22 protein-coding genes are annotated in these 26,426 nt (G+C 69.8%); 7 read left to right on the top strand and 15 right to left on the bottom strand.

Annotated elements, in window-relative coordinates:
- Positions 1 to 94: 94 nt before the first annotated feature.
- From AB0J78_RS06655 to AB0J78_RS06665, 3 genes are all read right to left on the bottom strand, one after another.
- Positions 95 to 1,714: a BCCT family transporter gene (locus AB0J78_RS06655; protein ID WP_363787660.1), complete on the bottom strand. Its 1,620-nt coding sequence runs from the start codon at positions 1,712 to 1,714 to the stop codon at positions 95 to 97.
- A gap of 822 nt (positions 1,715 to 2,536) precedes the next feature.
- Entirely contained in the window at positions 2,537 to 3,778 is a 1,242-nt protein-coding gene (locus AB0J78_RS06660; RefSeq protein ID WP_363787661.1) for an FAD-dependent oxidoreductase, read from the bottom strand.
- Positions 3,779 to 3,794: 16 nt separating this feature from the next.
- Entirely contained in the window at positions 3,795 to 5,033 is a 1,239-nt protein-coding gene (locus AB0J78_RS06665) for an MFS transporter (RefSeq protein WP_363787662.1), read from the bottom strand.
- Between the two features lie 222 nt (positions 5,034 to 5,255).
- Between AB0J78_RS06665 and AB0J78_RS06670 the strand changes: the two genes are divergently transcribed.
- From AB0J78_RS06670 to AB0J78_RS06680, 3 genes are all read left to right on the top strand, one after another.
- Positions 5,256 to 6,128 (top strand): LysR family transcriptional regulator, encoded by an 873-nt coding sequence (locus tag AB0J78_RS06670; RefSeq protein ID WP_363787663.1) that lies wholly within the window; start codon positions 5,256 to 5,258, stop codon positions 6,126 to 6,128.
- 281 nt (positions 6,129 to 6,409) lie between these two features.
- Positions 6,410 to 7,864, top strand: a complete 1,455-nt coding sequence (locus tag AB0J78_RS06675) for a DHA2 family efflux MFS transporter permease subunit (RefSeq protein ID WP_363787664.1) — start codon at positions 6,410 to 6,412, stop codon at positions 7,862 to 7,864.
- A gap of 74 nt (positions 7,865 to 7,938) precedes the next feature.
- Positions 7,939 to 8,430: a helix-turn-helix domain-containing protein gene (locus tag AB0J78_RS06680; protein ID WP_363787665.1), complete on the top strand. Its 492-nt coding sequence runs from the start codon at positions 7,939 to 7,941 to the stop codon at positions 8,428 to 8,430.
- A 75-nt stretch (positions 8,431 to 8,505) separates the two neighbouring features.
- Here the strand turns inward: AB0J78_RS06680 and AB0J78_RS06685 are convergent, their stop codons facing one another.
- Genes AB0J78_RS06685 through pdhA form a run of 3 tightly spaced genes read right to left on the bottom strand, consistent with a single transcriptional unit; the run spans position 8,506 to position 11,881 of the window.
- Entirely contained in the window at positions 8,506 to 9,807 is a 1,302-nt protein-coding gene (locus AB0J78_RS06685; RefSeq protein ID WP_363787666.1) for a dihydrolipoamide acetyltransferase family protein, read from the bottom strand.
- Positions 9,804 to 10,790, bottom strand: a complete 987-nt coding sequence (locus tag AB0J78_RS06690) for an alpha-ketoacid dehydrogenase subunit beta (RefSeq protein WP_363787667.1) — start codon at positions 10,788 to 10,790, stop codon at positions 9,804 to 9,806. Before AB0J78_RS06690 ends, AB0J78_RS06685 begins: the two co-directional genes overlap by 4 nt.
- The gene (pdhA, locus tag AB0J78_RS06695) at positions 10,790 to 11,881 is read right to left on the bottom strand and encodes a pyruvate dehydrogenase (acetyl-transferring) E1 component subunit alpha (RefSeq protein ID WP_363787668.1); all 1,092 of its coding nucleotides are present in this window, start codon (positions 11,879 to 11,881) and stop codon (positions 10,790 to 10,792) included. The genes AB0J78_RS06690 and pdhA overlap by 1 nt, the downstream gene beginning before the upstream one ends.
- Positions 11,882 to 12,012: 131 nt before the next feature.
- On the opposite strand from pdhA, the gene AB0J78_RS06700 reads away from it, so the two are divergent.
- Positions 12,013 to 12,519, top strand: a complete 507-nt coding sequence (locus AB0J78_RS06700) for an Lrp/AsnC family transcriptional regulator (RefSeq protein WP_363787669.1) — start codon at positions 12,013 to 12,015, stop codon at positions 12,517 to 12,519.
- 132 nt (positions 12,520 to 12,651) lie between these two features.
- Here the strand turns inward: AB0J78_RS06700 and AB0J78_RS06705 are convergent, their stop codons facing one another.
- The 4 genes from AB0J78_RS06705 to AB0J78_RS06720 all read right to left on the bottom strand — a co-directional run bounded on the left by AB0J78_RS06705 (position 12,652) and on the right by AB0J78_RS06720 (position 17,256).
- The gene (locus AB0J78_RS06705; protein ID WP_363787670.1) at positions 12,652 to 13,416 is read right to left on the bottom strand and encodes an SDR family NAD(P)-dependent oxidoreductase; all 765 of its coding nucleotides are present in this window, start codon (positions 13,414 to 13,416) and stop codon (positions 12,652 to 12,654) included.
- A gap of 26 nt (positions 13,417 to 13,442) precedes the next feature.
- Positions 13,443 to 14,588 (bottom strand): acyl-CoA dehydrogenase family protein, encoded by a 1,146-nt coding sequence (locus AB0J78_RS06710; protein WP_363787671.1) that lies wholly within the window; start codon positions 14,586 to 14,588, stop codon positions 13,443 to 13,445.
- A gap of 29 nt (positions 14,589 to 14,617) precedes the next feature.
- Positions 14,618 to 15,751, bottom strand: coding sequence for an acetyl-CoA C-acyltransferase (locus tag AB0J78_RS06715; protein WP_363787672.1), 1,134 nt, complete (start codon positions 15,749 to 15,751; stop codon positions 14,618 to 14,620).
- Between the two features lie 179 nt (positions 15,752 to 15,930).
- Entirely contained in the window at positions 15,931 to 17,256 is a 1,326-nt protein-coding gene (locus tag AB0J78_RS06720; RefSeq protein WP_363787673.1) for an MFS transporter, read from the bottom strand.
- Positions 17,257 to 17,465: 209 nt separating this feature from the next.
- On the opposite strand from AB0J78_RS06720, the gene AB0J78_RS06725 reads away from it, so the two are divergent.
- Entirely contained in the window at positions 17,466 to 18,353 is an 888-nt protein-coding gene (locus AB0J78_RS06725; protein WP_363787674.1) for a LysR family transcriptional regulator, read from the top strand.
- Here the strand turns inward: AB0J78_RS06725 and AB0J78_RS06730 are convergent.
- Positions 18,256 to 19,212: a LysR family transcriptional regulator gene (locus AB0J78_RS06730; RefSeq protein ID WP_363787675.1), complete on the bottom strand. Its 957-nt coding sequence runs from the start codon at positions 19,210 to 19,212 to the stop codon at positions 18,256 to 18,258. The genes AB0J78_RS06725 and AB0J78_RS06730 overlap by 98 nt on opposite strands.
- Before the next feature lie 220 nt (positions 19,213 to 19,432).
- On the opposite strand from AB0J78_RS06730, the gene AB0J78_RS06735 reads away from it, so the two are divergent.
- On the top strand, positions 19,433 to 21,106 hold the full coding sequence (locus AB0J78_RS06735) for an AMP-binding protein (protein WP_363787676.1): 1,674 nt from the start codon (positions 19,433 to 19,435) through the stop codon (positions 21,104 to 21,106).
- 10 nt (positions 21,107 to 21,116) lie between these two features.
- Here AB0J78_RS06735 and AB0J78_RS06740 read toward each other — a convergent pair whose 3' ends face one another.
- The 3 genes from AB0J78_RS06740 to AB0J78_RS06750 are packed head-to-tail and all read right to left on the bottom strand — an operon-like array spanning position 21,117 to position 24,288.
- Entirely contained in the window at positions 21,117 to 21,878 is a 762-nt protein-coding gene (locus AB0J78_RS06740; RefSeq protein ID WP_363787677.1) for an enoyl-CoA hydratase-related protein, read from the bottom strand.
- Complete coding sequence (locus AB0J78_RS06745) at positions 21,875 to 23,023, bottom strand: acyl-CoA dehydrogenase family protein (RefSeq protein WP_363787678.1); 1,149 nt, start codon at positions 23,021 to 23,023, stop codon at positions 21,875 to 21,877. Before AB0J78_RS06745 ends, AB0J78_RS06740 begins: the two co-directional genes overlap by 4 nt.
- Before the next feature lie 44 nt (positions 23,024 to 23,067).
- Positions 23,068 to 24,288 (bottom strand): CaiB/BaiF CoA-transferase family protein, encoded by a 1,221-nt coding sequence (locus tag AB0J78_RS06750; protein WP_363787679.1) that lies wholly within the window; start codon positions 24,286 to 24,288, stop codon positions 23,068 to 23,070.
- 85 nt (positions 24,289 to 24,373) lie between these two features.
- On the opposite strand from AB0J78_RS06750, the gene AB0J78_RS06755 reads away from it, so the two are divergent.
- Complete coding sequence (locus tag AB0J78_RS06755) at positions 24,374 to 25,288, top strand: LysR substrate-binding domain-containing protein (protein ID WP_363787680.1); 915 nt, start codon at positions 24,374 to 24,376, stop codon at positions 25,286 to 25,288.
- A 134-nt stretch (positions 25,289 to 25,422) separates the two neighbouring features.
- Here the strand turns inward: AB0J78_RS06755 and AB0J78_RS06760 are convergent, their stop codons facing one another.
- Positions 25,423 to 26,325, bottom strand: coding sequence for an acyl-CoA thioesterase domain-containing protein (locus AB0J78_RS06760; protein WP_363787681.1), 903 nt, complete (start codon positions 26,323 to 26,325; stop codon positions 25,423 to 25,425).
- Positions 26,326 to 26,426 lie beyond the last annotated feature (101 nt).

The raw sequence follows: 26,426 nt of genomic DNA on the forward strand, positions 1-26,426 counted from the left end.
ACCGCTGAGACATGCCGCGAGGATGCGGCGGTGGCGGTACCGGCCGCCACCGCCGCATCCTCGAACTGCTCCTAACGCAGGACAACCGGTGAGATCATCGGCCCTCGCTCGAGGTGGGCTCCGCGCTCACCGCGGCGACCTCGGCGTCCTGCGGGGGTTCTTCCGGCGCTGCGTGGGCACCGGAGACCGGTGCCCCGGCACTGGTGGGGCCGTGCTCGTCCCGGAGGGTTTTGTAGAAGGCCGCGCAGATGCCGACCAGGATGATCGCGAAGGGCGTCCCGGTGAGCACCGAGGCCTTCTGCAGCCCGTCGAGGCCACCGGAGACCAGCAGCACCGCCGCGACCCCGGCGAGCAGCACGCCCCACAGCAGCCGCACCCAGGTCTTGGGGTTCGGCTCGCCGCCCGTGGACAACTCGCCCAGCACCACGGTGCCCGCGTCGGCGCCCGCTACGAAGAACACCCACAGCACGATCAGCGTGATCACCGACATGATTCCGGCCATCGGGTACTGCTGGATGAACACGAACATCCCGGCCGCGGGGCTCTCCTGAACGGTCCGCGCGATGTCACCGGCCAGGCCGCTGCGCGCCAGCTGCAGCGCGGCACCGCCGAACACCGCGATCCAGACCATGCTGACCAGGCTGGGCACCAGCACGGTGGCCGCGACGAACTCGCGGATCGTGCGACCGCGCGAGATGCGCGCCATGAACAGACCCACGTACGGGGCCCAGGCGATCCACCAGGACCAGTAGAAGACGGTCCAGCTGCCCATCCACCCGTTGTCCGGGCTGAAGGCGTCCAGCCGGAAGCTCATCGGCAGGATGTTGCCCAGGTAGTCGCCGAGGCCCTCGGTGAAGGCGTTGATCTGGGTGACGCTCGGGCCCACGACGACGTAGAAGATCAGCAGGATCGGGGCGATGAGCATGCTGATGTTCGACAGCCACTTGATGCCGTGCTCGATCCGCGTCGTCGCCGAGCCCATGAACGCGGCCGTGGTCAGGGCCAGCACGATCAGCTGCACGACGATGCCGGTGGGCAGCCCGAAGGTCTCGCCCAGTCCCGCGGTCATCTGCAGGCCTGCCTGCCCCAGCGCCACGGCGATGCCGAACACCACCGCCAGCACCGCCAGCACGTCGATGACCTTGCCCAGCGGTCCGTCGACGCGATCGCCGAGCAGCGGCCGGAAGATCGCGCTGAGCAGCCCCCGCTCGTTCTTGCGGTGGGTGAAGTAGGCCACGGCCAGGCCGGCGACCGCGTAGATCGCCCACGGGTGCAGCGCCCAGTGGAAGAACGAGTACTGGATCGCTACCCCGGCGGCTTCGTCGCTGTCGGGCGGAGCGAGTCCGAAGGGAACGTCGACGTAGTGCGACAGCGGTTCGGCCAGGCCCCAGAAGATGATCGCGGGACCCATCCCCGCCTGGAACATCATGGCGAACCAGGACAACCGGCCGAATTCCGGCTTGTCCCGATCCGCTCCGAGCTTGATCCGCCCGTAGCCGCTCAGTCCGAGGTAGATGACGAAAACGAGGAAAATGTTCGCGGTGAGCAGGAAGAACCAGCTCAAATCCGATACGACGTAGTCGAAGAGCTGTGTTGTGACGGTCCCGAACCCGTTGGGGTCCACCGCTCCCCACAGGACGACCAGCGCCGAAACGGCGATCGATACCGCGAAAACGGTATGATTCGTCGCACGATTGTTTTGCGATGTTTTCATTTTGAAACCCTGATTCACCAGCTTGGAGAACTTCGGCACGAGCGGAATGCATCGCCACTCCCGCGTGGGGAACGACGAGTTTCGACGGGTGTGATGAACCTCCTCACAGGACGCCCGCACGGGGCGTCGCCGGCCGTCGATGCGCCGGCATCACGATTTCATCCTGCGCCGCTGACTCAAGCTCGGCGCGGCCCGCGCCGGAAGCGATGTGACACATCCTGCACCGTGGCAGCAGGACCTTTTTCGTTGTGTGCTTCCGCAGAGGTTCTCAGCTGTGCACCGTTCGATCAAACAGATCGGGGAAATCTGGCTAGACGAATTTTGAAAGGCTCCGATAAAGAGCCTCTATCAGCGCTGCGAGTCGGCGGTCCCATGCCGATTTCAGGCACCGCGCGGCCGCCGCGCAGAACCGTCCCCCGCACCCCAGCGCGAGCGACGAGCGCGCGGTGACGGGCGCAACCGCTTCCGAGAGTTGCCGTTCACCGGCGAACGCGATTTGCTGGTGAGTTCGCTTCATCCGGTGGTCAGGACCTTTCGGCTAGGTCGTCCTCAATGGATATTCGACCGGTGACTTCGGTACGGTGGTCGTGGAAGTTCGACGCTCACGCGGCCCGAGCCGGGTCCTGCATGGGCCGAGAAGGGCGTGAACCCGTCCGACCGAAGGGTCCACCTGCTTTACGACGTAGTCGTCGAGCAGGTGGACCCTTCGCGGTTTCGCGGAGCGACTGAATTCCGTTCGGTAGAAAGAAAAGAGCAGTTCTTTCGACCCGGAACCCTTCCATGATGCGCCCGATGGCGGAGAAGTGGCGGGGTTTCGGTGATTCAGCACGGCAGCCGGGCGCCCTGGCGGTCGAGTTCGCGTCGCACTGAGGTGGTCTCGACGTCACCGTCGCGGGCGATGAAGGCCGCGGCGACGCCGGCGGCCTGCCCGGTGGCGAAAGCGGTTCCCATGACTCGCAGGGACGCTCCGGCGCCGCGGTCACCGTCGACGGTGCGCCCACCGGCGACCAGGTTCCGCGTGTTGCGGCTGCGCAGCACGTCGAGCGGGATCCCGTAGTAGCCCGGGTCGGCGATGTAGTTCCACTCCACGGGCAGTCCCGGACCAGGGTGGGACTCGATCGGCCAGGCGCCCACCGCCACCGCCTCGTCCACCGGCCCGGGCCGCAGGACGTCCTTCTCGGTCAGCTGCTCCCGGCCCACGAGGTGGCGGGACTCCCGGGTGCCCAGTTCGGGCCCGGTGCTGACGATGTAGGCGTTGCCGCAGCCCGGCAGACCACGGACGACCGCGAGATACGCCTGCGCCTGCTGCCGGGCGCTGCGCTCCGCGCGACTCGTCTCAGCGGCATCGCGCGCGTCATACCCCTCATCGGCGAGATAGGTGATCAGGTCCCCGGACACCGGCATTCGCGCGATGAGGCCCGTCTCACCGGTGAGGTCCTGGGCGCCATCTTCCTTGGCCGCCCGCACCGCCGCGGCGAGCGCGTCGCGCGTGACCGGCGCATCGGCGGGAATGCCGCCGAAGCGAACGCCGAGCGTGCCGTTGAGCACCCACCCGTCGTTGCCGTAGCGGACCTCCGCGCCGCCGTGGTGGGCCAGGTCCGCCTCGCCGGTGGCGTCGACGAACGCCGCGGCCGCGTGCTCGTGCACCCCGGAGTGGTCGGCCACCCGCACCGCGGTGATCCGGTCGTCCTCCCGCTCGGCTTCGAGAAGGTGGGAGTGCAGCAGCACGTCCACGCCCGCGTCGTGGCACAGCTGGTCCGCGACGCGCTTGACGGCTTCCGGGTCGAAGACGACCGCGACCGCCTTGAACCGCTGCGGCTCGGTCACCGCCCCCAGTTCCCTCAGTCCGGCGAGCATCTCCTCGGCCACACCGAACGCGACCTGCCTGCGGTCTTCGGTGTGCAGTCCGCAGTAGGTCACCACGTTCCGCAGCGTGGCCGCTCCGCCGAGGCAGGGGCCGCGGTCGATCAGCAGCGTGCGCGACCCCGCGCGGGAGGCCCCGATCGCGGCCGCGATTCCCGCGGAACCGCCTCCTGCGACGATGACGTCGTAGTTCTCGATCACCCTTGGATTTCCTTTCCTACCGGGCGGTGGCTTCGGTCTTGACCACGGACATCGGCTCGGCCGAACGGTTTTCCCGGACGCCGAGCATGAGCACCATGCCGAGCAGCGGACCGGCGGCGAGGGTGGCGAAGGCCAGGAAGAACGACTGCGTCGCCTGGAACACCGCGCCGAGCACGACCGGGACGATCGTGCTACCCAGCTGCCAGAACGCGTTCGTGGCACCGGCGGCGGAGCCCGCGAGCCGCACTCCGGCGAGCTTGGGGATCAGCGCGACCATCAGCGGGCTGTAGCCGTAGGCCGCGACTCCGAGCAGCGGTGCCATCCAGAGGAATCCGGTCAGGCTGTCTCGGGTTCCGAAGCCCAGCAGCGCCACGACGAAGGCGCCGAGCACGATGGCGGTGGGGATTCTGCGTCTGTCGCCGAAGACGTCGGAGACCAGGCCCATGAGGGGTTTGGCGACGCTCGCCGCGATTCCGAAGATCACGACCACGATTCCGGCCTGCACCGCGGAGATGTGACTTCCCTTGACCATCAACGCGTTGGACCACGTGATGAACCCGTACGTGCCCCACAGGCCACCGAAACCGGCCAGTCCGAGCAACCACAGGTCGCGGTTGCGGACCAGCGGACGCAAGTTCGGCACCTCCCGCGGTGCGCTGGTGGACTGCGTGCCGTTGCGGAGCAGCGCGAAGCACAGAACCGCGACGGTCATCGATGCGGCGCCGAACACGTGGTAGGAGGTGCGCCACCCGGAGGCGGCGATGAGGCTCGGCACGACCGCGTTGGCGATCACGGCACCCAGCGAGGTGGCCGTCATGAACACGCCCATGGCGAATCCGCGGTCCTGGGACGGGAACCACTGCGAGATCAGCTTGACCCCGGCCGAGTAGTCGCATCCCGCGAACACGCCGACCGCGGCTTGGAAGGCGATACCCGTGGCCATCGAATCGGTTTCACCGAACAGGACCATGAAACCGCCTGCGGCGAACAGCGAGCAGCCGATCACCACGCGGGGCCCGAGCCAGTCGGTCAGCACCCCGCCCGCGGCGTTGGAGATGACGTAGCCGACGTAGTACCCGGTGGCGAAGACACCGAGCCCGGCGAGGGAGACACCCAGGTGTTCGCCTACCGACACCGAGGCCGGTCCCCAGGTCGACCGATCCACCGCGGTCATGGTGAACGCCGCCCAGGACAGGGCCAGCACCACCCAGCGGTACGGCCGCCGGTCGATGACCGGCTCCGAGGTGAGACTCATCGTTGAGGCCCCTTCTGCGACACTGCGGCACCTGCCTGTCAGACATGCCCGGTGCAGCGTACGGCGATTGGTCACGCGGCCCGTCCGCACTCCGGGACTGCGTAAGATCGAGGTAGAACTCCGACTGCAGATGAGTAGACCGCGTTCGCGCGGAGCCGTCCAATACCCGTTGTCAAGACATGTCATGCCTGCCAGGCATGACATGGGGAAGTGAGGAGACCGATGGAGCTGCGCCACCTCCGGTACTTCGTCGCGGTCGCGGCGGAAGGGTCCCTCACCCAGGCGGCGGAGCGGCTGCACCTGACCCAGCCGTCGCTGAGCCGGCAGATCCGCCAGCTCGAGAGCGACATCGGCGCGGCCTTGTTCGAGCGCAACGCGGCAGGCACGTCGCTGACCCCAGCCGGGGTGGCGCTGCACCGGCACGCGTTGCTGCTGCTGCGCCTCGCCGACGCCGCGCCCGACATGGCGCGTTCCGCGACGAGCCACACCCGCGAGGTCGTGCACATCGGCGTCCCACCGGGCTTGCCGGAGGGGTGGCTGCTCGACGTCCTGGCCGCGCTGGAGACCGAGGTCCCGCACGCCTCGATCACGTTGATCGAGGCCGGCAGCTCCGAGCAGCTGCGCATGATCCGCGAGGGCCACCTCGACATCGGGATGGTCCGCGAACAACCGGCCGGCAAACTGCGCGGCACAGTGCTGTTCGAGGTGCCCTTCGGCGTCGCCGCACGCCCCGGGCACCCGCTCGCCTCGGGAACGACCTGCCGGATGCAGGACTTGGACAACCTGCGCGTCCTCGCCCACGGCCGGCAGCAGGTCCCCGTCGTCGACGACCGCCTCGTCATGGCGGCGCACGCCGCGGGCGCGGTGCCGCTCTGGCAGTTCACCCAGTTCTCCGAACACGCCCTGGCCTGCGCCGAAGCGGTGAAGGCCGATGCGGTGCTGCTGGTCGAGCACTCCGCGCACCGGCTGCTGCCGGACTGGCCCTGGCTACCGCTGACCGAGCCGGAGCTGCCCCTGGTCACGTGGCTGGCCTGGCCCGCCGAGACCCGCGCCGTCGTCCGCGACATCGCCCGCGTCATCCCTCAGCGGACTTGAACGCCCGCTGTTCGAACCCACGCCCCTTTGAGCCCCAGATTCGTCCACAAGAGACGCTCGGGCGTGAAACACCAGCACCTGCAACGTGTCGCGTTCTCGGAGTTGCATTTCGTCGCCGTTGCGGAAGCCCGCGCTTCACTCCTACTCCAGATCCACACCAGACCAGGACGCGCGCGGAGAACGGTGCCCGGCATCTCGAGGCCCCGCACAGACCACGTACTGACTATAGTGCTCTATAGTCAGCCTTGCCCACATCCCCTGGAACTGTGAGACGAGGCGTCATGACCGCCAGCACCGGCACGTCGTCGCGAGTCGCGGGGCGCCCCGGAGTGGTCCTGTTCGTGGTGTCCGCGGCGGCGTTCCTGGCGAGCCTGGACCTGTTCATCGTCAACATCGCGTTCCCGGACATCCGACTGGCGTTTCCCGGCAGCAGCCTGGCCACCTTGTCCTGGGTCCTCAACGGCTACACCGTCGCGTTCGCCGCCCTGCTCGCACCGGCGGGTCGCCTGGCCGACCGTTACGGCCGCCGGCTGGTCTTCCTCGTCGGTCTCGCGGTGTTCACCGTCGGCTCCGCCGCCTGCGCCTTCGCTCCCTCGATCCCGCTGCTCGTGACCTTCCGGGTGCTGCAGGCCGTGGGCGCGGCGCTGGTCATACCGACCTCGCTGGCGCTGCTGCTGTCCGCGTTCCCACCGGCACGCCGCGCCGCCGCGGTGAGCACCTGGGCCGCGGTCGGCGGCGTGGCCGCAGCGCTGGGGCCACCGCTGGGCGGTCTGCTCCTGGAGCTGTCCTGGCGCTGGGTGTTCCTGGTCAACATCCCGGTCGGGCTGCTCGCCCTGCTCATCGGGCCCCGCGTGCTCAAGGAGCGCCGCGACACCGGCTCCGGGGTGCCCGACCTGCTCGGCGCGGTCGGCCTGGCGGTCGGCGTGGGCGCCTTGGCGTGGGCTCTGGTCTCGGGCACCGACCACGGTTGGAACAACCCCAGCGTGATCATCGGTTTCGCGGTGGCGGTGCTCAGCCTGCTGTCGGTGACGCTGAGGTCGAAGCGCCACCCCGTTCCGGTTCTGGACCTGCCCTCGCTGCGCGTGCCGACCCTGTGGTTGGCGTGCCTGGCAATGCTGCTCTTCACGGCGGCGTTCGCCAGCATGCTGTTCGGCAACGTGCTGTTCCTGACCGGACTGTGGGGAGAACCGGCGATCGTCGCCGGGCTCTGGCTCTCCCCCGGCCCCGTGATGATGGTGCTGGTGTCGCTGACCCTCGGCGGTCGCCTCACCAGCCGACTGGGGACGGGGGCGACGGCAGCGCTCGGCAGCCTGCTGTTCGCCATCGGCGCCGCGATCTGGCTGTCCAGACTCGGCCCGTCGCCGGACTACGCAGGCGGCTTGCTGCCCGGGCAGTTGTTCACCGGTGCGGGGGTCGGGCTGGTCATGCCCAGCCTTTCCGGCGTGGTGGGGCAGGTGCTGGCGCCGGAACGGTGGGGCGCGGGTTCCTCGATGATCAACACAGCGCGGCAGATCGGCGCGGTGCTCGGCACCGCCGTGCTGGTCGCCCTCTACGACGCGACCCCAGACCTCGACGCCTTCCGCCGCGGCTGGCTCTTCCTCATCGCCGCGACGCTGGCCAGCGCTCTGGCAGGATGCGCGATCGCCGCCCGCCGGAACTCCCACGACACCTACGAGCCCTCCGAGGAACACGTGCCGACCACCTCCGCGGACACTCGCTCCCCCACGCAACGATGACCCTGCAATGCCGGGAGGCGTCGTGCGCACGTCGGCTGGCTCTACCGTCGCAGAGCCAGCGGTAACCTGGAGACATGGCGATGAAGTTGGGAGGGCCGCTCGCGGACCGCGACGAGTGGCGGGCCACGCACTGTTCGGTCGACCTCGCCCTGTCCGTGGTCGGCACCCGTACGGCCATGCTGCTGCTGCGCGAGGCCTTCTACGGCACCACCCGGTTCCACGACTTCGCCAACCGGGTCGGCATCACCGACGCGGCGGCGGCCGGCAGGCTCAAGGAGCTGGCCGACATCGGCGTGTTCGAGAAGCGGCCCTACCGCGAGGAAGGTCAGCGCACCCGCTACGAGTACCTCCTCACCGACATGGGACGGGCGATGCTGCCCACCCTGCTGGCGCTGATGCAGTGGGGCGATGCCTACCTGCAGGACGACGGAGGTCCGCTGCGGGTGGTCGAGGAGAGCACCGGCGCACCCGTGCGCGTCCAGGTGTGCGGCCCGGACGGTTCTGAGGTCCCGCCCGAGGACCTGTGCGTCCTGCCGAACCGAAGTTCCCGCAGCCGCACGCAATAGCCCGTCCGTTGCTGCTGAAGCTCGCCCCCGGCGGAGCCGACCGGCTCACGCGATGACCTCCCCGACCGGCAGCTCTCAGAGGTCGGCCAGTGCGGAGATCGGGTCTTCGATCGCGTCGGCGACGAAGCGGAGGAAACCTCCTGCGGTTCCGCCGTCGCAGACCCGGTGGTCGAAGACGAGTGAGAGCTGGACGATCTGCCGCGGGACGAGCTCCCCGTTCACCACCCACGGCCGCGGCAGGATGCGTCCCATGCCCAGGATCGCGACCTCGGGGTGGTTGATGATCGCCGCGCTGCCGTCCACGCCGAGCACCCCGTAGTTGTTCAACGTGAACGAGCCACAGGTCAGCTCGGTCGGCGTGGCCGACCCGTCCCGGGCCGCCGCGGTGATCCGGCGGATCTCGCCGTCCAGGCCGCGCATGCCGAGGAGGTGGGCCCGACGCACCGCGGGGACGACCAGACCGCGCTCGGTCTGCGCCGCGATCCCCAGGTTGACCCCCTCGATGTGCACGATCTCGCCGCGGTCGGTGTCCACCCGGGCGTTCAGCTCGGGGAAGCGGGTCAGACCGGCGACGACGAATCGCGCCACCATCGCCAGGACGCCCGGAGCTCCGCCGGATTCGCCGAGCGAGGATCGCAGCTCCAGCAGGGTGGTGGCGTCGACGTCGACCCACGTCGTGGCTTCGGGGATCTCGGTGCGGCTGCGGGTGAGCGTGTCGGCCACCGACTTGCGCACTCCCGTCAGCGGCACCCGATTCCCGATCGTCAGTCCCGTGCGCGGGTCACTTCCGGTGCTGTGCGCAGGAGCGGCAGCCACCGTCTCAGCCTGGGCGGCAGATTCCTGCGCGGCGGATTCGACGTCCCGGCGGGTGATGAGACCGCCGGGTCCGGTACCGGTCAGCTCAGCGAGGTTCACGCCGCGCTGGCGTGCCAGCCGCCGGACGATCGGAGACTGCACGGCCGGACGGTGCGGCCCCTGCGCGGCAGGGGCCGGTGCGGGTTTGCGCCGACGACGGCGGCCGGAAGGCCGGTCCCCGGTGGTGCCGTAACCGATGAGCACGTTGCCCGAGCCCGCACGCTCCTCGTCCACGTAGGCCTCGGCCTCCGGTGAAGTTCGCGCGCCGATTCCCCCACCGTCGTCGGAGCGCACGGTGATCAGCGGTTCGCCCACGTTCACGACGTCGCCTTCGGAGCCGTGCAGGGCCGCGACGACGCCGGCGTGCGGGGACGGGACCTCGACGCCGGCCTTGGCGGTTTCCACCTCGGCCACGGGTGCGTCGACGGCGATCACGTCGCCGACCTTCACCAGCCAGCGCAGCAGCGCGGCTTCGGTGAGCCCTTCACCCAGATCGGGCAGGTTGAAGACGTTCTCGCTCACGCGGTCTCCTCCCACTGCAGGTCCTCGACGGCATCGAGGACGCGGTCGACGCCGGGCAGGTGGTGCTGCTCGAGCTTCGGCGCCGGGTACGGGATGTCGAAACCGGTCACCCGGCGCACCGGCGCCTCCAGGTGGTGGAAGCACCGTTCCCCGACGCGGGCGGCGATCTCCGAGGCCACCGAGGCGAATCCCGCGGCTTCGGCGATGACGACGGCACGTCCGGTGCGACGCACCTCGGCGCACACGGTCTCGTCGTCGAACGGCACGATCGAACGCAGATCGACCACGCCCAGGTCGAACCCCTCTGCCCTGGCCTGCTCGGCAGCGGCGAGCGCGACCGGCACCGAGGGTCCGTAGGAGATCAGCGTGGCGTGACGACCGGGACGGCGAACGACCGCTCGCCCGATCGGCGGCACCGCCGCGGTGAAGTCGACCTCCTCCTTGCTGAAGTAGTGCTTCTTCGGTTCCAGGAACACCACCGGATCCGGGCTCTCGATCGCCGCGCGCAGCAGGCCGTAGGCATCGGCGTTGGTCGCCGGGGCGACGACCGTGAGACCCGCCGTGTGCGCGTAGTAGGCCTCCGAGGAATCGCAGTGGTGCTCGACCCCGCCGATGCCGCCCGCGTAGGGAACGCGGATCACCATCGGCAGCCGCAGCCTGCCCTTCGTTCGGTTCCCGAGCTTGGCCACGTGGCTGACGATCTGCTCGAAGGCGGGATAGGCGAAGGCGTCGAACTGCATCTCCACCACGGGCCGCAGCCCGTTCATGGCCATCCCGACCGCCGTGCCGACGATGCCCGACTCGGCCAGCGGGGTGTCGAAGCACCGCTGCTCGCCGAAATCCCGCGTGAGCCCGTCGGTGACGCGGAAGACGCCGCCGAGCGTGCCGACGTCCTCGCCGAACACGACCACCGACTCGTCGGAACTCATCGCGTCCCGCAACGCGGTGTTGATGGCCGCGGCCATCGTGATCTTGTCGGCCATCACGCCTCCTGTCCGTCGAGTTCGGCGCGCAGCAGCGCGTGCTGCTCCCGCAGCTGAGGCGTCGGGGTCGCGTAGACGTGAGCGAACAGCTCGCCAGGATCCACCTCCGACTCCGCCGAGACACCAGACCGGACCAGCGCGGCCATCTCCTCGGCGGCCTCGGCGATCTCGGTCTCCCGCACCTCGTCCAGCGCTCCGGTCCCGACCAGGTGGTCGCGAAGCCTCGTCAGGGGGTCACGACGCTCCCAGTCCGACACCTCGTCGTCGCTGCGGTACCGGGTCGCGTCATCGGCGTTGGTGTGCGGATCCATCCGGTAGGTGTCGGCTTCGACCAGCACCGGCCCCTCCCCTGCCCGGGCCCGGCGCACGGCAGCGCGCAGCACCGCCATCACCGCGGGGAGATCGTTGCCGTCCACCCGCACACCCGGCATGCCGTAGCCGACCGCCTTGGCCGCCAGCGAGGGCGCCACCGACTGCCGGGCGAGCGGCACGGAGATCGCGTACTTGTTGTTCTGCACGAAGAACACGACCGGTGCGCGGAACACGGCGGCGAAGTTGCACGCCTCGTGGAAGTCGCCCTCGCTGGTCGCCCCGTCCCCGCACAGGGCCATCACCACGGTGTCCTCGCCCTTGAACCGGGCGGCGTGGCCCACGCCCACCGCGTGCAGCAGCTGCGTGGCCAGCGGCGTGGCCTGCGGGGCCACCCGGGTCTCGACCGGGTCGTACCCGCAGTGCCAGTCACCGCGCAGCATCGTCAGGACCTCGACCGGGTCCACACCGCGCGCCGCGATGGCCGCCGTGTCCCGATAGGTCGGGAACAACCAATCCTGTTCGGCCAGCACCGAGGCGCAGGCGACCTGGGAGGCCTCTTGGCCGCGCGAGGACGGGTACACCGCCAGCGCACCCTGGCGAACGAGCGCGCTCGCCTGCTCGTTGAGCCGACGCGCGAGCACCAGCGCGCGGTAGCCGGTGAGCAGCTCGTCAGCGGTCGGCAGCACGCCCGGGACGATCGGCTCACCACGCTCGTCGAGGACCCGGAACACCTCGTCGACCGGGCCCGAGAGGAGATCTGTGTCAGCGATGGACGACATGCGCAGAAGTCTTCCAACCAACCGAACGGTCGGGTAGTTTTCAGCGTGGATCGGAGACGTCCGGCCCAGATCGGACGAGAAGCCGGACATGTGGTCAGGCCGGCCGCCCTCTCGCAGCGGGAAGGAGACGAATGGCCAAGTTCGACGACGTGGACGGTCGCATCGTGGCCGCTCTGGAACGAGACAGCAGGCTCTCCATCCGAGCCCTGGCCGAGCAGGTCAACATCTCCCGCGCGAACGCCTACAAGCGCCTGCAGCAACTCACCGAGTCCGGCACCATCACCGGGTTCACCATCACCGTGGAGCCGACGCGGATCGGCCTGAGCACCTCGGCCTACGTCGCGCTGTCCATCCGCCAGAACTCGTGGCGCACCATCCGCGAGCACCTGCGCCGAATCCCCGAGGTCTGGCACATGGCGCTGCTGGCCGCCGAATTCGACGTCCTGCTGCTGGTCCGCGCCGCCGACAACGACGCCCTGCGCACCCTCGTCCTCGAACGCCTGCAGGAAATCCCCGGCGTCCTGTCCACGCGAACCTGGCTGATCTTCGACGACGCCGCCAACACCGAGAGCCGCGAATTCAGCGGACTGCGGGAGGCAACGGCTCCGCGCTGGACCGGCGGGCCCCCGTATCCCTGAGCACCAGATTCCGAAAGTGCTCGTCAGTCGGCGAAAAGGCACCGCGCACGCCGCTGCACCCCAATGACCGGTTCAGACTGTGGTGATCCACACCGAGCCCGTGTCCCCGTTCCACCTCCCCGTGCAGCACGCCTAGCGCGGGGTCATCCGGATGGCCCCGTCGAGGCGGATGGTTTCGCCGTTGAGGTAGCCGTTCTCGAGGATGCTGCAGGCGAGGTGGCCGAACTCGTCGGTGCGGCCGAGGCGGGACGGGTTGGGCACGGTGCTCTCGAGCGACGCGCGCACGTCATCGCGCAACCGGGCCAGCAGCGGGGTGTCCATCACCCCCGGCGCGATGGTGCACACGCGGATCGACTTGCTCGCGAGATCGCGCGCTGCGGTCAGGGTCATGCCCACGATCCCCGCCTTCGACGCCGTGTACGGGATCTGACCGATCTGCCCCTCGTAGGCGGCCACTGACGCGGTCAACACGATGGCGCCGCGTTCGCCGTCGACCACGTCATGGCGGGCCATCCGCGCGGCCCCGAGGCGCAAGGCGTTGAACGAACCGATCAGGTTGAGCTTGATCACCCACTCGAAGTCCTCCAGCGATCCGGGGTTTCCGTCCCGGTCCAGCAGTCGGACCTTGCGGCTCGCACCGGCGCAGTGCACGATCCCGCGCAGCGCACCGTGCTCGTCGGCGGCGTCGAGCGCGGCGGCGAACTGCTCGGTGTCGGTGACGTCCGCCGCGACGAACCGGGCCGCCTCCCCGAGTTCCTTCGCGATCTCCGGTCCGTCGGAGGTCGGCAGGTCGATGATCGTCACCTTGCCACCGGCTTCGACCAACCGGCGAGCCGTGGCCAGCCCCAGCCCCGACGCGCCGCCCGTGATGGCGGTGGACGTTCCTTCCAGGCGCATGCGGAAATCCCCTTCTCGTGCGCTGCTCACAGCCCCAACGACTTGCTGATGATCGTCTTGAGCACCTCGGTCGTTCCGCCGTAGATCCGGCTGACCCGGGCGTCGGCGTACAGCCGGCCGATCGGGTACTCCCGGATGTATCCGTAGCCGCCGTGCAGTTGCAGGCACCGGTCGATCACCCGTCCCTGCAGTTCGGTGCAGAAGATCTTCACCTTCGCCGCGTCGGCGCCCGACAGCTCCCCTGCGTCGTGCTCGGCCAGCGCCCGGTCCAGCATCGAACGTCCGGCCTCGATGTCCGTTGCGCAGGAGGCGAGTTCGAACTTGGTGTTCTGGAAGGAGGACACGGTGGTGCCGAACGCCGAGCGCTCCTGCACGTACTCCAGCGTCGTCGTCAGCGCGGCCTCGGCCGCTGCTTGGGCGCCCACCGCGATGCCCAGGCGCTCCTGGGGGAGGTTGCCCGTGAGGTAGTCGAAGGCCTTGCCCTCCTCACCGAGCAGGTTGCCCACCGGAACGCGGACGTCGTCGAAGAACAGTTCCGCCGTGTCCTGCGTTCTCAGCCCGATCTTGTCGAGGTTGCGACCCCGCGCGAACCCGGCCATGTCACGTTCGACGACGAGCAGCGAAAGGCCACCCCGGCGGTTCTCCGCGGTACTCGTGCGGGCGACGACGATCACCAGATCGGCGTTGATGCCGCCGGTGATGAAGGTCTTCGCTCCGTTCAGCACGAAGTGGTCGCCGTCCTTCTCGGCAGTGGTCGCCATCGCCGCCAGGTCGGATCCGGTGCCGGGCTCGGTCATCGCGATCGAGGCCATCAGCTCGCCGCCGGCCAGGCCGGGAAGCCAGCGCCGCTTCTGCTGCTCGTCGCAGTAGGCGAGGAAGTACGGCAGCACGACGTTCAAGTGCACGCTCAGACCGCCGAGGTTGACGTAGGCCCTTGCGGTTTCCTCCGCCCACACCGCGGAGTACAGGAAGCTGTCGATCCCGGCCCCGCCGTACTCCTCCGGCACCTGGATCCCCAGAACGCCGAGCTCGCCGATCCTGGTGAAGATCTCCCGCGGCACGAGGCCGGCCTCTTCCCAGTCGGGGAATTGCGGCACGACCTCCTTGGTGAGGAACTCGCGCGCCGTCTCGCGGAAGGCGTCGTGCTCCGCGCCGTAGATCGTCCTTCTCATGGTGGAGCCCCTCGTGGATGACCGGAGGTTCAGAGCAGTTCGAGAACTGTGGCGTTGGCCATACCACCCGCTTCGCACATCGTCTGCAGGCCGTACCGCATGCCCTGGTTGTTCATGTGGTGCAGCAGCCGGGTCATCAGCACCGCACCCGAGCCACCCAGCGGATGCCCCACCGCGATGGCACCGCCGAGCGGGTTGAGCCGTTCGGCAGGTGCCCCGGTTTCCGCACGCCAAGCCAGGGGAACGGGCGCGAAGGCTTCGTTCACCTCGAACGCGCCGATGTCGTCGATGCTCAGGCCGGACTTCTTCAGCGCTTTGGCGGTGGCCGCGATCGGTGCGGTGAGCATCATGACCGGGTCGTCGCCGGCCAGCGCGACGGTGTGCACCCGCGCGATCGGCCGAAGTCCGCGGGATGCGGCCGTCTCCGATGAGGTGATCAGCAGGGCGCCCGCGCCGTCGGAGATCTGGGACGAGTTGCCCGCCGTGATCACGCCGTCCTCGCGGAAGGCGGTCCGCAGCCCGGCCAGCGTTTCGACCGACGAGCCGCGCCGGATCCCCTCATCGCTCCGAAGCCCACCGGCGACGGGCACCAGCTGCCCGTCGAGCACCCCGGAGTCGACCGCCGCGGCCGCTCTCGCGTGCGACCGGCACGCGTACTCGTCGAGCTGCTGCCGCGACAACCCCCACTTGGCGGCCATCATCTCCGCGCCGATGCCCTGGTTGAAGCCACCCACGCCGTAGCGCTCGAGGACGGAGGCCGGATGTGGTTCGCCGCCTTGCGCTGCGGATCCCATCGGCACCCGGCTCATCGATTCCACGCCGCCGGCGATCGCGAACTCGTAGTGCCCGGCGGCGATCCCCGCGGCGGCGAAGTGCACGGCCTGCTGGCTGGAGCCGCAGCGGCGGTCGACCACCGTGCTGGGAACGGCTTCGGGCCACCCCGCGGCGAGCACGGCGAGACGGCCGACGCTGCCGGCCTGGTCACCGACCTGGCTGACGCAACCCCAGATGACGTCGTCGATCTCGGCCGGCTCCACCTCGGTGCGCTCGACGAGCGAGGTGAGCACCTGGGCCGACAGGTCGACCGGATGAATGTCCGCGAGCGCTCCGTTGCGCTTGCCGACCGGTGTGCGAACAGCATCGACGATGACCGCATCCCTCATGCGAGTGCCTCCTTCGCTCCCAGTGAATCCTTCTCGCCGCTCACCATCCGCACAAAGACCGAGTGCGGAACGGCCCGATAGCCGCGACCTATGGGTGCCCGGTCCGGGAACGTGTCGCGGGCGCTGAACGCCCGGCACCACGCGGCGAACCGCGCCGAGGCGTCCCTCCGGTCCCGTGGTCAGTCAGCGTTCGTCGCAGCGGCCCGCGCACCCATCAGGCGGGCCTTGTCCCGCTCCGGGTTGACCGCCAGCAGCGCGATCGTTCCGCCGACGAGAGCGATGATCCCGAAGATCTGGAAGGCGAGCGCGTAGCCGTCCGCAGCGGACGCGGCGCCGTCGACGATCAGCCCGGTCAGGTAGGGACCGAGCAGCCCGCCCGTCGACATGATCGCCATGAAGACGCCGAGGGTGCCCGCGAGCTGCTGCGGCGGGACGATTTCCGAGATCGCCGAGTTGAACAACGGGAAGATGCTGGCGCCGAACGCGTATCCGACCGACACGACCGCTACGGCGACCCAGGGGGTGTCGAGGAGGGGCAACGTGGTCATCGCCGCACCGCAGATCACCAGACCGGCCGACGGGAGCAGGCCGCGCAGCACCCGCGAGGTCGCACCGCGGGCGATCAGCCGATCACTGGTGAACGACAGCGCGAACATCAGCACCAGGCTCGCGATGCTGGGAAAGCCGAACATCGACCCGGCCTGCACCGCTGAGTAGCCGAGACCGACCTCGAAGTAGGACGGGAGCCAGGTCAGCACGACGGTCACCAGCGCGTACATCGCGAAGATCGCAGCAGCCCCACCGAGGAAGCTCGGGGTCAGGATGATTCGCCGCCAGGGGACGTCGGGCACCGCACCGCCGGGCTGCCTGCTCGCCTTCTCCTCGCCGTACGGGCCGACCTCCCAGGACGGCAGCCAGATCGCGCACCACGCAACGCCGGCCACGGCCAGGACGAGGAACGCCGCCCGCCAGCCGAATTGGGCGACCACGAGGGCCAGGACGGGTGCCACCACGATCTTCGCGATGGAGGACGCGCCGGTGATGCAGGCCGAGGGCAGCCCGCGCTTCTCACGGGGGTGCCACGAGTACGTGCCGGTGTGGATCAGCGCCGAGGACGGCCCCTCGGTGAAGCCGAGGAACATGCGGCTGAACAGCAGCACGGCGAAGGTCGCTGCGAAGACCGTCGGGAGCATCGCCGCAGCCCAGCCGATGGAGAGCAGCACCATCGACCACTTGAGGGTCGTGTACTTGTCCAGCATTCCCGCGAAGAACCCGCCGACGGTGAAGGTCAGGAAGAACGCGCTGCCGACCAGGCCGATCTGCGACGCCGACAGTCCGAGTTCCTTGGCCAGCGGCTGCGCGACGATGCCCAGCACCGCCTTGTCCGCCCAGTTGACGACGTAGAGCAGGACCAGGAGCCCCGTGAGTCTCCACGCCTTTCCCCTGGTTCCTCCACCTGGGTCCGACACCTCGGCGGTCAGAGCTGATGTGCTGGGTGTTGACATGTCTCGGTCCCTTCGAGGCAGCGATCTCGCAGGTGGCGGAGGATTGCGCACCCGGGGGGTGCGTGTTTTCGGCGAAACGCCCGTTGTCCTGTGCAGCACGCTGAGTGACCTGGGTCACCAGGTCAAAGACCGGAGGTGGAACCGTCGGAGTGGCACTGCCTATATCCGCAGGTCGGTCGCACGAACACCGTCGCGGTTAGGGTGAGATCGTGCACCTGCAACAGGTCGAGTACTTCCTCGCGGTCGTGGACAACGACGGCCTCAACGCCGCTTCGACCTCGCTCGGCGTGGCTCAGCCCACGGTTTCGCAGGCCATCCGCGGGCTCGAGCGCGAGCTCGACGTCGACCTGTTCCACCGGATCGGTCGCGGCATGGTGCTGACCTCAGCGGGCCACGCCCTGGTCGGGCCGGCGCGCAGGATGCTGCGCACCGTCGTCACCGCGGAAGGATCGCTGGCCGACTCCTCCGGGAAGCCGCGCGGGCGGCTGGACATCCTCGCGCTGGCCGCCCTCTCGGTAGAACCCGTGGCAACGCTGGTCGCTTCGTTCCGGCAGAGGTTCCCCGGGGTCTCGGTGCGCATCGGAACTCTGCACGACGAGACCTCGGCGCCGTCGCTGGTCCGAGACGGCCACTGCGAGATCGTGGTGACCCACCTGCCGGTCCTCGACGACGCTGATCTCACCGTGGATGAACTCGGTGTGCAGGACTGGTGGCTGGTCTGCCCGCCCGGCTCCGACCTACCGCCCGATGACCCGCTGCCGCTGTCAGCGCTGCCCGACGTCCCCCACGTGATCGTTCCGCGCGGCGGCTCCCACACCCGGCACATCGAATCCGCGGTCGCCCGAGCGGGCGGAGTGATCCGGCCGACGGTGATCATCCAGCATCGGGAGGCGCGGCTTCCGCTCGTCTTCAACGGGGTGGGGGCGACTTTCCTCGAACGATCGATGGCCGAAGAAGCAGCGCGACGGGGCGCTGTCGTGCGTCAGACCGAACCGGGCCTCAGCCGCGCTTACGGTCTCGCGTACGAACCTTCGGGCCTGTCTCCAGCCGGCCGGGCGTTCGTGGAACTCGCTCGCGAGAACGCTCCGCTCGGATGATCTCGGCGACGTCGAGGAAGGCCGCGGCGGCCGGGGAGAGCGGACCTCGGCGGAACAGCAACCCGATGGTGCGCTCGATCGACGGCGTCAAAGAGCGCACCACCACGCCGTGCAGCTGGGTTTCAGCGATCTGCCGGGGAAGAAACGTCGCGCCGGCTCCGCGCATGACCAGATCCCAGATCGCCTGCCGATGCGCGCATTCGACCGCGACGTTGCCGACCGCCTGCGCCAACCGGTGATCGATGAGCGGAACGCCGCCCGCGTCGGACACCTCGAGCACCAGCGGGATCGCGGCGATCGCTTCGATCGGCACCGGATCGGGAAGGTCGGCTGCCAGCGCGGGCGGGAGAACGAGGGTGATCTCCTGCTCCCGCAGTTCGCGGGAGCGCAGCGCCTCATCGCCCTTCACCGGAAGCTCCACCAGGCCGAACTCGGCCTTCCCCCGCCGGACCTGGCCCACGACCCCGGCAGGGCTCCCGGGATCCAGGACGTTGACCAGGACGTCGGGATGACGGCTCAGCAGCCCGCTGGTCAGCTCCGCCAACGGGTCCACCGCCAGCGTCGAGACGGTGGCGATCTCCAACCGGCCGGCGGCGAGGTCGTGCACGGACCGCACTTTGGCCTTGGCGCCCTCCGCAGCGATCAGGATGTTGCGCGCGGGCCCCGCGAAAGCCTCCCCGTCCGAGCTCAAGGTGAGCTGGCGGCCGGATCGGTCGAAGAGCTCCACACCGAGCTCCCGTTCGAGCGTGCGGATCGCCTGGGACAGCGAAGGCTGCGCGATGTACAGCGCCTGAGCGGCCCTGGTGATCCCGCCGTGGTCGACCACGGCGAGGAAGTACCTGACGAGGCGCAGATCCACTCGACGGACGATACGCTCGCTCAACGGGCTTGTCACCTGCGCATATAGGTTTCGATGATGGAACCGTGCGGGGCTTTGTCTTTGCCCCTGGCCGAGTCGCGGTGGTGGAATCCGATTCTTGCTGCGCCAGAACCGAACCGAGGCGCCCGACTCGGAGAACTGGTCATTCGCAGGCAGAAATCAGTCGGCATCGACACGTGGGCCGCAGAGGGGATCACCGATGAACGCGTACTGGCCGGAGGGAATGCCGACCTCGATCGACTACCCGGACCTGACGCTGCCGGACCTCAACGCCGCCGCGGCGAAGCTCTACGGCGACCGGGTCGCCGTGATCGACGGGGATGAACGGCTCACGTTCACGCAGCTGCACGAGCGGGCGGCCGCGCTCGCCAACGCCCTGCGAGCCGCGGGCGTCGCCGAAGGCGACGTGGTCCAGCTGCACCTGGCGAACAGCGTCTGGTTCCCCATCGGCTACTTCGGTGCGCTGCTCGCCGGCGCGGCCGTGTCCCTCTCGAACCCGCTGGAGCCGGCTCCGGGCCTGCGCAAGCAGCTTCGCGACACCGGCGCCACGGCCGTGGTGACCCACCCGGCGCACGCGGCCGTCCTGCGCGAGGCCCGAACCGGCACTTCCGTCCGGACGGTCCTGGTGGCACCACCGAGCGCTTGCGCCCCCTCGGACGAGCCGATGCCGGCGGGAGAAGGGATCGTTCCGGTACCGGAGTTCGTGGCCGGGCACTCCGCGGCACCGCCCGCGATCGCGGTGACCGGCGAAGACGTCGCCCACCTCGCCTACACCGGCGGCACGACCGGCGTCGCCAAGGGCGTCCGCGTGCTGCACCGCAACGTCGTGGCCAACGCCGCCCAGATGACCGCCTGGCGCGCAGCGCACCTGATCACCGCCGATGGCCGGGAGTGCGAACTGCGCGCGATCGACGGCGTTCCCGAGGGCGGCGTGCGACCAGGCGAGGGTGTTTCCATCGTGGTGTCACCGCTTTTCCACGCGCACGCCCTGATCAACATGAACTTCCTGCTCCTGTGCGGCACCACCCTCGTGCTGACCGGACGCTTCTCACCGGAGCGGCTGCTCGAGTCCATCGAGCGGCACCGCGCCACCTACATCACCGGCAGCCCCGCGATGTGGCACCAGATCCTGGACTGCCCCGCTCTGGAGAACTACGACCTGTCCTCCACCGCGGCGCTCTCATCCGGGGCCGCACCGATCGATCAGGCCACGCTGGAAGGTCTGCAAGCCGCGTTCCCCTCCGCTGTGGTCTCGGCGGGGTACGGCCTCACCGAGGCGACCTGCTTGGTCACCGCGTCCCCGCTGCTGCGCGGCGCCGAGCGCAAGCTCGGCAGCGTCGGCCTGCCCGTGGCGGACACGGAGGTGGAGGTGCGCGCTCCCGGTGAGGGCACCGGCGTGCTGCCACCGAACGAGGTCGGCGAGCTGTGGGTGCGCGGACCGCAGGTGACCGGCGGCTACCTCGACAACCCCGAGGCGACCGCCGAGCAGTTCGTCGGCGGATGGCTCCGCACCGGTGATCTCGGCTACTGGGACGAGGACGGGTTCGTCTTCATCGCCGGCCGGGCCAAGGAGATGCTGATCTACAAGGGCTACAACATCTACCCCCGCGAACTCGAAGAACTGCTGCACACCCATCCCGACATCAGCGCGGCCGCGGTCGTGGGTCGATCAGATCCCTCGGTCGGCGAGGAACCCGTCGCCTTCGTCGTCCCGCGAAACGGCGCGGTTCTCGACACCGATCAGGTCAAGGCGTTCGTCGCCGAACGAGTCCTCCCCTACAAGAAGATCCGCGACATCGAAGTCGTCGACGCGCTGCCCACCTCCGCCGCGGGGAAGATCAAGAAGGCGGAGCTGCGCAAGCTGCTGACATGACGCCACGACCTCAGGTGTTCCGGAAGTCCGGGCGGCGGCGTTCCAGGAAGGCCGCTCGCCCTTCGGCGAACTGCGGTCCGCCCAGCAGGTCGACCTGCGTGTCCGCTTCGGCCGCCAGCAGGCCTTCGAGGCTCTGGTCGGGCTGCGCCAGCAGGTGGCGCACCCCGGCGATCATGGGCGCCGACGACTCCGCCAGCGCGGTCGCGGTGGCGGTCGCCGCTTCGAGCGCGGCACCGTCGTCGACGAGGGTCTCCACCAAGCCGATGCGCTCGGCTTCCGCCGCGTCGAAGGTGCGCGCGGTCAGCAGCAGTTCCCGGGTCCTGCCCCGCCCCACTCGCAGCGGCAGCGTGTAGGACAGCCCGGTGTCGGGGGCCAGCCCGATCTTCGCGAAGGACGTCGAGAAGGTCGCCGAGCGGCCCGCGACGACCACGTCGCACGCCGCCGCCAGGGCCAGGCCGAGGCCGAAGGCACCGCCCTCGACTGCGGCGACGATGGGACGCTCGCCGGTGACCATCTGGCGCGCCACGGCGTTGACGACGTCGAGCCGCCTGCGTGCGACCTCCCGGTCCTGGGACATCGACCGGATGTCGCCGCCGGCGCAGAAGACGGTGCCCGCGCCGGTGAGCACGATGGCCCGGGCCTCGCGGTCGGCGGCTTCGAGCGCGTCGAGCAGTTCGAGCCGGTCGTCGAGGTCGAGCGCGTTGCGGCGCGCGGGCCGGTCGATGGTGAGGACGCGGACGGGCCCGCGGTCCTCGACGACGACGGCGCTCACGCCTCGAACCCCTTGATCATCTGCTTGGCGATGATCAGCTTCTGGATCTCGCTGGTCCCCTCGTAGAGGCGGAACAACCGTGCGTCGCGGTAGAACCGCTCGACCGGCACCTCGCGCATGTAGCCGAGGCCGCCGTGGACCTGCACGGCGCGATCGGCGATCCGGTCGACCGCCTCGGCGCAGAAGAGCTTGCACATCGAGGGAGCCAGCCGGCGATCGCTGCCGTCGTCCCAGCTGCGGGCCGCCTCGAGCACCATCGCCCGCCCCGCGTAGGCCTCGGTGCGGCTCTCCGCGAGCATCGCCTGGACCAGCTGGAACTCGGCGAGCTTCTGCCCGCCCTGGCCGTTCGTCGTGGCGTGGCGCAGGCTCTCATCGATGAGCCGGTCCGCCAGACCGACGGTGAGAGCGGCGATGTGCAGCCGTCCCTTCGCCAGGGAGCGCATCGCGGCCGAAAAGCCCTCGCCCTCGACCTCGCCGATGAGGTTCTCGGCCGGGACCCGGACGTCGTCGAAGAAGATCTCGGACGTCACGGCACCGCGCTGCCCCATCTTGTGGTCCTTCGGGCCGATCCTGACTCCGTCGGCACCGGTCGGCACGACGAAGACCGAGATGTTGCGAGCCCCCTCGCTCACGTCGCCGGTGCGGGCGAAGACCATCAGCAGGTCGGCCCAGATCGCGTTGGTGATGAACCGCTTCTGGCCGTTGATCACGTAGTCGTCACCATCGCGCGCGGCGCGGGTGGTCAGCCCGCTCGGGTCCGAGCCGGCCTCCGGTTCGGTGAGGGCGAACGACGCGATCCGCTCGCCGCTGGCCAGTGCCGGCAGGTAGGCGTCCTTCTGGCGCTCCGTACCGCAGTTGACCAGCACCTGACCCGCGATGCCGTTGTTGGTGCCGAACATCGAGCGGAACGAGGGCGTCGTCCACCCCAGCTCCATCGCCAGCCGCACCTCCTCCGACATGCTGAAGCCGAGTCCGCCGTACTCCTCGGGGATGGCGTAGCCGAACAGCCCCATCTCCGCTGCCTTCCGGCGCAGCCGTTCCGGGATCTCGTCGGTCTCCTCGATCTCGTCCTCCGCGGCGACGACCTCCTTGCGGACGAACGCGCGAACGGCCTCGAGGACCGAGGTGAACTCGTCGGGTTCCATGGCAGAAGCTCCTAGGGCGGCGGGTGGTCGGCGGATCGGCGAGGTCAGGAGGTGGGGTCGGGTGCGGCGGCCGGACGGCCGACCACGCCGGAGGCGGCGAGCCGGTCGCGGGTGTCGAGGTCGATGCCGAGCTCGCCGAGCACCCCGTCGGTGTGCGCGCCGAGCTCGGGGATGTCACCCATCTTCAGCTCGACGTCGCGAAAAGTCATCGGGGGCAGCACGGCTCGCACCGGACCCGCCGGCGTCGCCACCTCGCGCCACCGGTCGCGGGCCGCGAGCTGGGCGTGGTCGACCAACCCGGCCATGTCGTTGACCTGGGCGGCCGGGACGCCGGCCGCGGCGAGCCGGGTGTCGAGCTCGGCCGTGGTGAAGCGCCGGGTCAGCTCCGCCACGACGGCGTCGCACTCCTGCCGGTGCCGGACCCGCAGCGGGTTGGTGGCCAGCCGAGGATGTTCGGCGAGGTCCGGCCGCTCGAAGACCTCGGCGACCAGCGCCCGCCAACCCCGGTCGTTCTGAACGCCGATCAGGATCTCCCCGTCGCTGGTCGGGTACGCGTCGTACGGCGCGATCGAGGCGTGGCTGACCCCCATCCGCGGGATCTGCCGACCGCCGTACATCTGCATGTACATCGGGTGGCCGAGCCACTCGACGGTGGCGTCGAACATGGAGATGTCGACCACGCCACCGCTTCCGGTGCGCTCGCGCCGCAACAGCGCCGCTACGACGGCCTGAGCGGTGTAGAGACCCGCCGCGATGTCAGCGGAGGGAACACCTGTCTTGGTCGCGGTTTCCGGCGTGCCCGTGACCGAGATCAGGCCGGACTCGGCCTGGATCAGCATGTCGTAGGCCTTCCGGTCGCTCAGCGGTCCGTGGGTGCCGTAGCCGGAGATTCCCGCGATCACCAGGCGCGGGTGCCGGGCCGCGAGCTCGTCGGCGCCCAGGCCGAGGCGCTCGGCCGCGCCGGGTGCCGCGTTCTGCAGGAACACGTCCGCCTCCGCCACCAGACGGCGCGCGATGTCGGCGCCCTCCGCGGACTTGAGGTCCAGGGCCACGGACTCCTTGCCGCGGTTGAGCCACACGAAGTGCGACGCCAGGCCGTGCACGGCGTGGTCGTAGTTGCGGGCGAAGTCGCCCTCCCCGACCCGTTCCAGCTTGATGACCCGCGCTCCGAGGTCGGCGAGGTGGCGGGTCGCGAGCGGCGCCGCGACGGCCTGCTCCAGGGCGACCACGGTGATGCCCTCGAGCGGGAGGAGGTCGGTGCTCATGACCGCAAGCATGGCCTCGGCCGCTTATGCCCGTCCAATACCTAATGCTTGCGACATTGTTGCCTCGTGCGCAAAAGTGCTCGCCATGGACCTGCACCACCTCCAGGCGTTCCTCGCCGTCGCCGAGGAGCTGCACTTCGGCCGCGCCGCCGATCGGCTGCACATCGCCCAGCCGCCGCTGAGCCGCACTATCAAGCAGCTCGAGCGGGACCTCGGTGCGCAGCTGTTCGACCGCACCACCCGCAGCGTCCGGTTGACCAGCGCCGGAGAGGCGCTCGTCGAGCCGGCCCGCCAGATCGTCGACGGCTTCCGGGTGGCCCGGCGGGCGGTGCAGTCGGCGGGCCGGGGCAAGACCGGCCGCGTGCGGATGGGCTTCGCCGGCCCGTCGTCGTACCTGCTCGTCGGGCAGCTCGGCCGCAGCGTGCGGGAGAAGCACCCCGGCATCGAACTCAGCCTGCGCAGCAGGACCTTCAACGACGCGGCCCTGCGCGCGGTCATGGACGGCGACCTCGACCTCGCGATCGTGCGGTGGACGGTCGAGCCACCGGGCATCGATCACCGGATCCTGACGGTCGAGCACCACGTGATCGTGGTCCCCGCGGAGCACCCGCTGGCGGGTCGCGAGCGGGTCAGCATGGCCGACCTGCGCTACGAACCCTTCGTGATGCTGCCGGCGGACCCGGGTTCGAGCGTGCGCGACGGGTTCATCCGGAAAGCCCACGCCGCCGGCTACGCACCCAACATCGTCCAGACCGCGCCGGACTCGTGGACGGCGATGGCACTGGTCGCCGCCGGGGTCGGCATCACCTTCTCGATCGACGTGGCGGTCAACAACGTGGTCCAGGAAGGCATCCGCGCAATCCCGCTCGAGGAGGGGATGGCGGCCACCTACTCCCGGCTCATCTGGCGCCACGGCGACACCAACCCGGCCCTCAAAGCGGTCCTGGAGGCCTCCGAGGAAGCGCTCCCGACACCGAGCCTCCCGCCGAACGCGACCTGAGCCCTCGTTCGCGTGGCGGTGCGGGTACCGAAAACCCCGCAAGCCTCTGCGACCAGCCCCACTCCCGATGCGACATGGCGTCCGGATTCAAATTTCGCGCGAAATTTGAACGGAAGCGCGCCGGGCGGAGGTCGTCAGCGGACGACCTTGAGCAGGCCGACCTGCGCGGCCGTGGCGACGTGGCGGCCCGACGGGTCGAAGAGTTCGCCGACGCCGTGCGCCCGCCCGTTCGCCACCGACTCCACCCGGCAGTCGAACTGGTGCCACGCGCCCAGGTCGGGCTGGGCGTGGAAGGTCAGCGCGTGCGTCAGGCTGAGGATCCGGGCGCCGGGGGCGTGGCGAGCCGCGCGGAGTGCCACGAACGCGGGCTCGAGCACGCTCATGTCGGTCACGTAGGCCACCAGCGCCGCGCGCAGGACGTGGTCCTCCGGCAGCGGTCCCGTGGCGCGCAGGAACGTGGTCCGCCGGTCGCCCTCCCCGGTCGGGGCGAGGTACGGCGGCTCCACGACGTGGCGCAAGTGCACCGGCCGCGCCATCCGCCACCACGGCGGGACGCGCTCGTCGTCGGCGAAGCGGTCGGCGAGGTCCGGCAGCCCCTCGGGGTCGGGGGCTTCGACCGGCCGCGCCGAGGAGTACGACGGCTGGTCCTCGCGGATGCGCGCCCACCTGGACACCGCGCCGAAGAGCTCGTTGCCCGAGTCGTCGACCAGGCGCGACCGGCGCGTGCACAGCGACGGCGCCTCGGAAACCCGCTCCACCTCCCACCGCAGCTCTCCTCCGGTGGGGACACCGGCCACGAAGTCGGCTTGCAGGCTCACCACCCGCTGCTCGGGGTCGGCGGTGCGTCCGGCCGCCATCAGCGACTGCGCCAGCAGCAGGCCGCCGAAGAGCCGGTCCTCGGGTAGTGGCTGGGGCCGGCCGATCCAGGTGCTCACCCGGTTCCGCGGGTCGTCGGAGCAGGCGAGCTCGAACAGGTCGATGAGGTCGGGCAACGTCAGCGAGGCGGCGTGCGCGGGGGCGGTGAGATCGGTGTCCACCCGGGCATCATGCCGCGACTCCTCCTCGTTCTCGATATCTGTCGCATCCCATTGATGCGCAGTCGTCAACAATGGGTGGCGCAAGAAGTATTGGAGTTCCT

This window comes from Saccharopolyspora sp. NPDC049426 (assembly GCF_040676935.1).
In the GTDB taxonomy this organism is placed as follows: Bacteria; Actinomycetota; Actinomycetes; order Mycobacteriales; family Pseudonocardiaceae; genus Saccharopolyspora.